The sequence below is a fragment of the Shewanella sp. SM32 genome (genome assembly GCF_025654235.1).
GTDB classification, from domain to species: domain Bacteria; phylum Pseudomonadota; class Gammaproteobacteria; order Enterobacterales; family Shewanellaceae; genus Shewanella; species Shewanella oncorhynchi.
Window position 1 is genome coordinate 1 of the sequence record NZ_JAKKRO010000107.1, and the last position, 6,309, is coordinate 6,309.

Sequence of the window (6,309 nt, forward strand, 5' to 3'; positions counted from 1 at the left end):
CGAACCGCTGGTGTTCGGGTTGTCATGCCAATGGCATTGCCCGGTAGCTACGTTCGGAATCGATAACCGCTGAAAGCATCTAAGCGGGAAGCGAGCCCTAAGATGAGTCATCCCTAGGAATTTAATTCCTCTAAAGAGCCGTTCGAGACTAGGACGTTGATAGGCATGGTGTGTAAGCGTTGTGAGGCGTTGAGCTAACATGTACTAATGACTCGAGAGGCTTAACCATACAACCCAGATGGGTTTTACAAAGAAGCCTTAGACAGAATATCGACACTTGATAAAGTTAAAGACTCAAAACAATCAGCTTTCCGAATTATTATTAACGTGAGCCAGAGATGGACACGGTAATAAACAGAATTTGCTTGGTGACAATAGCCTTGTGGAACCACCTGATCCCATCCCGAACTCAGAAGTGAAACGCAAACGCGCCGATGGTAGTGTGGGGTCTCCCCATGTGAGAGTAGGTCATCGCCAAGCGCCTAATTTAGGTTAACGTGTAGACGTTAAGCTAAAGGAGCGGTAGTTCAGTTGGTTAGAATACCGGCCTGTCACGCCGGGGGTCGCGGGTTCGAGTCCCGTCCGCTCCGCCAACATTCATGAAGCCCATGCTATTAATTAGCATGGGCTTTTTGATTTTAATCCGTTTACAATCCCATTCCTCCCTTTGTGACCGTGACCAAAATGTGACCATATGGTGACTTTGTACTGTGTTTGACCGGAGGTCATGTCATACCAATCCGCATCAGATCTTGACCACTTTAGCCCAGCCTCTTGTGCACAAACTTTTTACGCTGTCCTTGCTATGAATAATACCATTCCGCATTAAAGTTCAGTCACCTTCGCCCACTCCCGAGTTTACCACGCGTTTTGTACAACTGATAAAGCTGTTCCATGCCTGGCTGCAGGCATCCACTATGTCCTCATATCCTTTAAAACAACGATTGGCGAGATAATGTTGGCGCAGCCAACTCCATACCTGTTCGATGGAGTTTAGTTCTGGGGAATATGGCGGCAGTTTGAGTATCGACAGGTTGGGGATATCAGCAGCAATGTCATTGGTATGCCAACCCGCACCGTCCATTACCACGACAGCATGGCGGCCAGGTTTGGTGCGTTTTGCAATCAGCTCCAAGTGCTGGTGCATGATGTCCTTATTAACGAATGGCGTGATGATGGCTTCAGTTTCTCCTGTTGCAGGACAGACAGCGCCGAAGAGGTGTACATATTCAAACTGCTGCTGTCTTAGCGCTCTTGGTCTACTGCCTTTGGGGGCCCAAAGTCGTGTCGTTGTATTTTGCTGGCCGAATCTGGCTTCGTCCTGAAACCAAATATCAATCTGGTGTGGTTGTATATGAATGGGAGCGTGAAGGATCGTTTCCAGAGGAAACTTTTTTAAAAGCGTCCTGTAAGCTCTGAGTTTGTTTTGGATGCCTGGAGCGGCTGGTTATCCAACAGAATCCCATGCTCTTGAGTAGCTTCTAGATGTGATTGGGATGGTACTCGACATTAAACTCACTCGAGATGTATTGCTGGATATCGGCCCCAGTGAGTCTGCCGCCCTCATCTGATTGTGCTTTAAACTCAATGTATCTGGCGAGTCTCCTTTTTTGCTCATTTGACAATGACGGCTTCTTCCCTAAGCGTGGTTTATCTTCAAGTCCTGCCAGTCCTTGCCCAAGATAGCTGGAGACCCATAAGTTGACGCTAGATCTGGCCACCTTCAACTGGCCTGCCACCTGAGTGCGGTTATGGCATTGCAAAAATAGCGATACAGCGAGCAATCGCATGCGCTTATGCGGATTTTTTTCTCTTTTGGAGAGGCTAAGCAGACTTTCAGCGGTTTCAGGTTTCATAATCCAATTTTAAGCTGTTGGGTTGCTTGCTATTAGATCAGACTTCTATGCGGAATGGTATAAGGCGGCAACTTGAGAAGCGTCAGATTATCAAAGTCATCGGCCAAATCTTGTTGATGCCAGCCCGCACCGTCCATGATGACCAGTGCATGCCGTCCAAATTCTGTTGCGGCCGAGATCGATTTTAAGTGTTCACGCATATATTCGCTATTGGCATGCGGGGCAATAATCGCTTGTGTCGCCCCCGTTGCCGGACACACGGCGCCATATAGATACACATATTCAAATTGTTGCTGCTTGACGGCCCGTGGACGGGTCCCTTTCTCAGCCCAAATACGGGTGGTGGTATTCTGTTGGCCAAAGCGGGCTTCATCTTGAAACCATGCGATCGAGTGCAACGTGCCCAGGTGTGTTAAGGATCGTTGCCATGCGGAAGTTTTTTAAAAGCCTCTTGTATAGCCTGAGATTGTTTCGGGTGGCGAGAGCGAGTGCTAATCCATGAGAAGCCAAGTTGATGCAGCAAGCGGTAGATATTTGCTTGCTTGAACGTCACGCCAAATTCAGACTGAATAAACAGGCCGACATCCTTGGCCATCAACCTGCCACCTTGTTCAGATAGACTGCTGTGCTGTACGAAGGCTTTAAGCTTAGCTTGCTGTGGTCTGGAGAGTGTCGCAGGACGGCCCGGATTGGGTGCATCGTCAAGGCCAGTCAGCCCATGGGTTAAATAGGCGGAGACCCAGCGATTGACGCTGGTTCTACTGACCTTAAGCATGCTTGCGATGGCGGTACGAGAATGACCTTCAGTGAAATGGAGTAAGGCAAGATAGCGCATACGTTTGCGTGCACTTTTCTCCGATTTAACTAAGGCTGCGATGTGGGGATGATTCATATTTTGTATGATTAAAAACTGATGACCAATTAGATCACATAATTAATATAATTGGTATTATATTCGCGCTCAGTCGATTTGCCTTCCTGTACTTGTGCGACTCAAGTTGACGCATTGCTCTGTATCCTTAATCCGTAAAATGAATAAGGAGCAGGGTATGTGCGGTTTATGTTTGGAGCAGGGATTTGTTTTTAGCTTAGTTACCGAGGGTTTCGATGCTATTGAGGGAAGACTAGGTACTGGTACGAGTTTTGTGATGATTGGGATGTCATTGTTGAACTATTCAAGAAGCAAGCTGACTCTGCTCTGGACAATCGGGTGTTGTGGGCTAGGCTGTTTGTTACTTGGATAACGAGCCAGTATTTTTAGTCGCTGATAATCTCGCCCTCACTATGTATACGCCTCGGGTTCTGGTAATTGGCGTGGGCGATCTTGGTTCTTACATTGGCGCAAGTCTGGTTAAGAAAAATCACACCGAAGTGGATGGGCTTTTGGCCAGTCGTAAGTCAAGCCTGCTGAGTACCATCGACTATGCCAACACCCTTTTGGTTAACTCTGACGGGCTGCAGAATAATGGTGAAGCGACATTTGATGAACATGGACTTAATGATGCAAAAGAACTCATCAAAGAATCGGACTCGGTGTTGTTGGTTGGCGCCCTTGGCGGCAGTTCAGGTGCGCCGCTGATTGCCGGGATAAATACCCAAATGGTTATGGATGTCTTGATTCACTTTTCTGTACCTGAAGGTTTTTCACTGGGATTAATGCACGAATTTTTGGATGCGCTGTACCACGCTTGCCCCAAACTTCAGCTGGTGCTGAGCTGCGTCACTGTCACGAAGAAAGATGTCATAAGCGTTCTACTGATAGCTTCGTCCGCTCCGCCAGCGTCTTACTGAGCACCACAGTATCTAGATACCCATTTCATTGAGGAATGAAATGTCAACGTTACTGACACGGCATTAACCCAAATGCTCCTTAAAGGCTTCGAAGCCCTTCCTAGTTAAAGTCGTGTTACGGTGCTCAATCACTGTCTCTATGGACTAGTTTCACGTAATGATTCATAGTAAGTCATTATAATTTAGTAGGTTACATAAGGGTTTTTTAATATGGCAAGACATCAAAATGCAACCCGGGCAATTTTGGTTTTGGAAGCACCTTGGGAAATCGACTCCGAAGACTCTAATCGCACCAGTGTGCTGCCGTTTGTGGATGGTGTTGCGAAATTAGCAGGTGACACAGAAGTGTATCTGGCAAATTTTTATGATAAAAGCAGCTTCGGTAAAGCGCTCGACTGTCTTTGTAAAACAAAATTCCTGAATACCATTGTTTACATCGCTGCTCATGGCTATAAGGATAAAGTTCAAGGAATAAAACTATTAGATGCGCTCAGCGCTGTAGCCAGTAAATCGAGAGCATACAATATAACTGGGGTTTTGTTGGGTTCTTGTTACGTTGGAGAAAACGTGACCGCTATGCAAGCATGCATCGAGGATTCCAACCTCAGGTGGTGCGTTGGTTACTCATCTGCCTCCTATTGGTTGTCCGGCACAATGATTGATACAGCTATTCTCGCGAAAATGTCCCAGCTTGATAATGATGATTTTAAAAGTCGGGATTTAATAGTTGAGCATTTTGCTGAGGCACTGAGCCCGTTTTCACTTACATTTCCAATAGGCGAGGATTACGAAAGATCTCAAGTCCAACTACAGGACTCAATCAGGTTTGTAGTACAGCCATCAGGGCAGGGAAAGCAATCCAAGGATGTTTCAGCAGATGTCTTCCGGGAGTACAAGAATTTTCAGGTGATTGAAGATGATGCCTAGAAGACCAGTAAAACACGGAACGTTATGAAAAACATCCTATTAGCAACCATAGGGGCAAGCCCTCAGGTATTGACAGAAACCCTGTATGCCATCCACCAGAGCGGCAAGCCGTTCCCGGAGGAGGTGTTTGTCATCACTACGCTTTCAGCTAAGCCGTTGCTGATGAATGGTCTGTTTCGCGATGGTCATTTACAGGCACTAAAAGACGAATATCAGCTTCCCGATTTTCGTTTCGATGAGTCCCATATCTGGTTGATTGAAGATGATGACGGTAATCAGGTTGATGATGCTAAAACCGTTGACGACCAAAGCCTTATGGCAGACTTCATTACCAAGACACTCTTCAGGTTAACCAGCGATCCCAACATTGCGCTTCATACATCACTCGCGGGTGGGCGCAAGACCATGGCATTTTACACTGGCTATGCCATGTCGCTCCTTGGTCGGCATCAAGACACGTTAAGCCATGTGTTTGTCGATGATGACTTTGAGTTTGTGCGTGATTTTTGGTTTCCTACAAAGTCAACCAAATGGGTCACGGGTAAGAATGGACAAGGCGAGATAGATGTCAGTAAAGCCCAAGTTACTTTGGCGGAAATTCCGTTTGTTAGAATGCGACACTCCATTGACCCTAGCCTGCTGGCTTCGATGGAAAACCTATCACTCAGCCAAACTGTAGCCTTGTTGAATGCCGGACAAAGCCAAACCTTGTCAATAAAAGTCAATCTTAAAGCCAAAACCATAGAAACCTTGGGCGTCGAGATTAAGCTCACCGCAAAGGAATTGGCTTTCTACCTGTGGCTTTACCAAAAGGGTGAGTCAGGGCTGCGGGTAGACCGCTACTTTGATGATGACCCCTCCCACAGCCAAACTTTTTTAACCCAGTTCTCGACTTTGTCTCAAGACCCTCGAGTGTTCGAGAGCTTCGGTATTACTCCTGAGGATTTTAAAGCCCATGAACTGCAAAAGCTCAAAGGGATGGAGAGGGCATTTTTGCAACCTATATGTAGCACGATCAATAGCAAGTTAAAGAGAGCGTTACCTATAGCTACAGCAGATAGGTTATCAATTCTGTCGACTTCAGAGGCTCAGGGGCAGAGATACCGAGTCGCCTTAAGTGGGCAGCCGGATTTGATTGAGTTCTAGCGTGCGACATCTGTGTAACTGCTTCCATCAACGTCTTTAAAGCTTTTAGCTGGCAATAAAGAAAGGTCATTTCACAAGCTTATTTACCCTCAATGTTTAATCCTGATCGGTTACGCTTATCATTCAGGAGTTTGTCAAACAACGGATAGAGAAAATTTGCACAAATCCGGCGCCAAATCGTCGAGATAATAAATAATTTCTGGTATAAGACTCAAAGTCTTATAGGGAGGTAGCTATTTCAATGACGGGATCTTTAAACTTCGAACTCATTCGTGGTCACAACGAAAAGCTCGCGAATCTTGGTGCACTTGCAGAGCAAATCCTACATCTGGATCCAGGCATGTAGTGGTCAAGTAAAATTGGCCACGGTTTTAGAGTCATTCCAATATAAACGTTCTGACTCATTTGGCGTTAACCCACCATTATATTGATGGGGTCTGGTCTCACTGTAGTATCCAGTGATGTAATTTGTGATCTCTTTATCTGCTTCTGTAAAATTCCCATAACCACTAGCGGGTATCCACTCAGATTTCAAACTTCTAAAGAAACGCTCCATTGGTGCGTTATCCCAACAATTCCCGCGGCGACT

General features: G+C 46.2%; 4 protein-coding genes, 1 tRNA gene, 2 rRNA genes and 2 pseudogenes. 6 read left to right on the plus strand and 3 right to left on the minus strand.

The window, feature by feature from the left end; genetic code table 11:
- From L5M10_RS23005 to L5M10_RS23015, 3 genes are all read left to right on the plus strand, one after another.
- A 23S ribosomal RNA gene (locus tag L5M10_RS23005) occupies nt 1-229 on the plus strand; the annotation flags it as partial.
- A 135-nt stretch (nt 230-364) separates the two neighbouring features.
- Nucleotides 365-480: ribosomal RNA gene (rrf, locus tag L5M10_RS23010) — 5S ribosomal RNA — on the plus strand.
- Between the two features lie 36 nt (nt 481-516).
- Nucleotides 517-593 (plus strand) — tRNA-Asp (locus tag L5M10_RS23015).
- Between the two features lie 239 nt (nt 594-832).
- Here the strand turns inward: L5M10_RS23015 and L5M10_RS23020 are convergent.
- Both L5M10_RS23020 and L5M10_RS23025 read right to left on the minus strand, forming a co-directional pair.
- Nucleotides 833-1,856 (minus strand): annotated as a pseudogene (locus tag L5M10_RS23020) (IS630 family transposase).
- Nucleotides 1,857-1,912: 56 nt separating this feature from the next.
- Nucleotides 1,913-2,748 (minus strand): annotated as a pseudogene (locus tag L5M10_RS23025) (IS630 family transposase); the annotation flags it as partial.
- Nucleotides 2,749-3,092: 344 nt separating this feature from the next.
- Here L5M10_RS23025 and L5M10_RS23030 point away from each other — a divergent pair.
- The 3 genes from L5M10_RS23030 to csm6 all read left to right on the plus strand — a co-directional run bounded on the left by L5M10_RS23030 (nt 3,093) and on the right by csm6 (nt 5,720).
- The gene (locus L5M10_RS23030; protein ID WP_263195740.1) at nt 3,093-3,647 is read left to right on the plus strand and encodes a hypothetical protein; all 555 of its coding nucleotides are present in this window, start codon (nt 3,093-3,095) and stop codon (nt 3,645-3,647) included.
- Nucleotides 3,648-3,857: 210 nt separating this feature from the next.
- Nucleotides 3,858-4,574 (plus strand): hypothetical protein, encoded by a 717-nt coding sequence (locus tag L5M10_RS23035; RefSeq protein ID WP_263195741.1) that lies wholly within the window; start codon nt 3,858-3,860, stop codon nt 4,572-4,574.
- A 24-nt stretch (nt 4,575-4,598) separates the two neighbouring features.
- The gene (gene csm6 / locus L5M10_RS23040; RefSeq protein ID WP_263195742.1) at nt 4,599-5,720 is read left to right on the plus strand and encodes a CRISPR-associated ring nuclease Csm6; all 1,122 of its coding nucleotides are present in this window, start codon (nt 4,599-4,601) and stop codon (nt 5,718-5,720) included.
- 349 nt (nt 5,721-6,069) lie between these two features.
- On the opposite strand, the gene L5M10_RS23045 is transcribed toward csm6, so the two are convergent.
- A partial coding sequence (locus L5M10_RS23045) for an integrase core domain-containing protein (protein WP_263147013.1) occupies nt 6,070-6,309 on the minus strand: 240 nt, incomplete at its 5' end.

Coding starts and splice junctions, on each gene's coding strand:
- L5M10_RS23035 (WP_263195741.1), top strand. CDS start 3,858: ATGGCAAGACATCAAAATGCAACCCGGGCAATTTTGGTTTTGGAAGCA.
- csm6 (WP_263195742.1), top strand. CDS start 4,599: ATGAAAAACATCCTATTAGCAACCATAGGGGCAAGCCCTCAGGTATTG.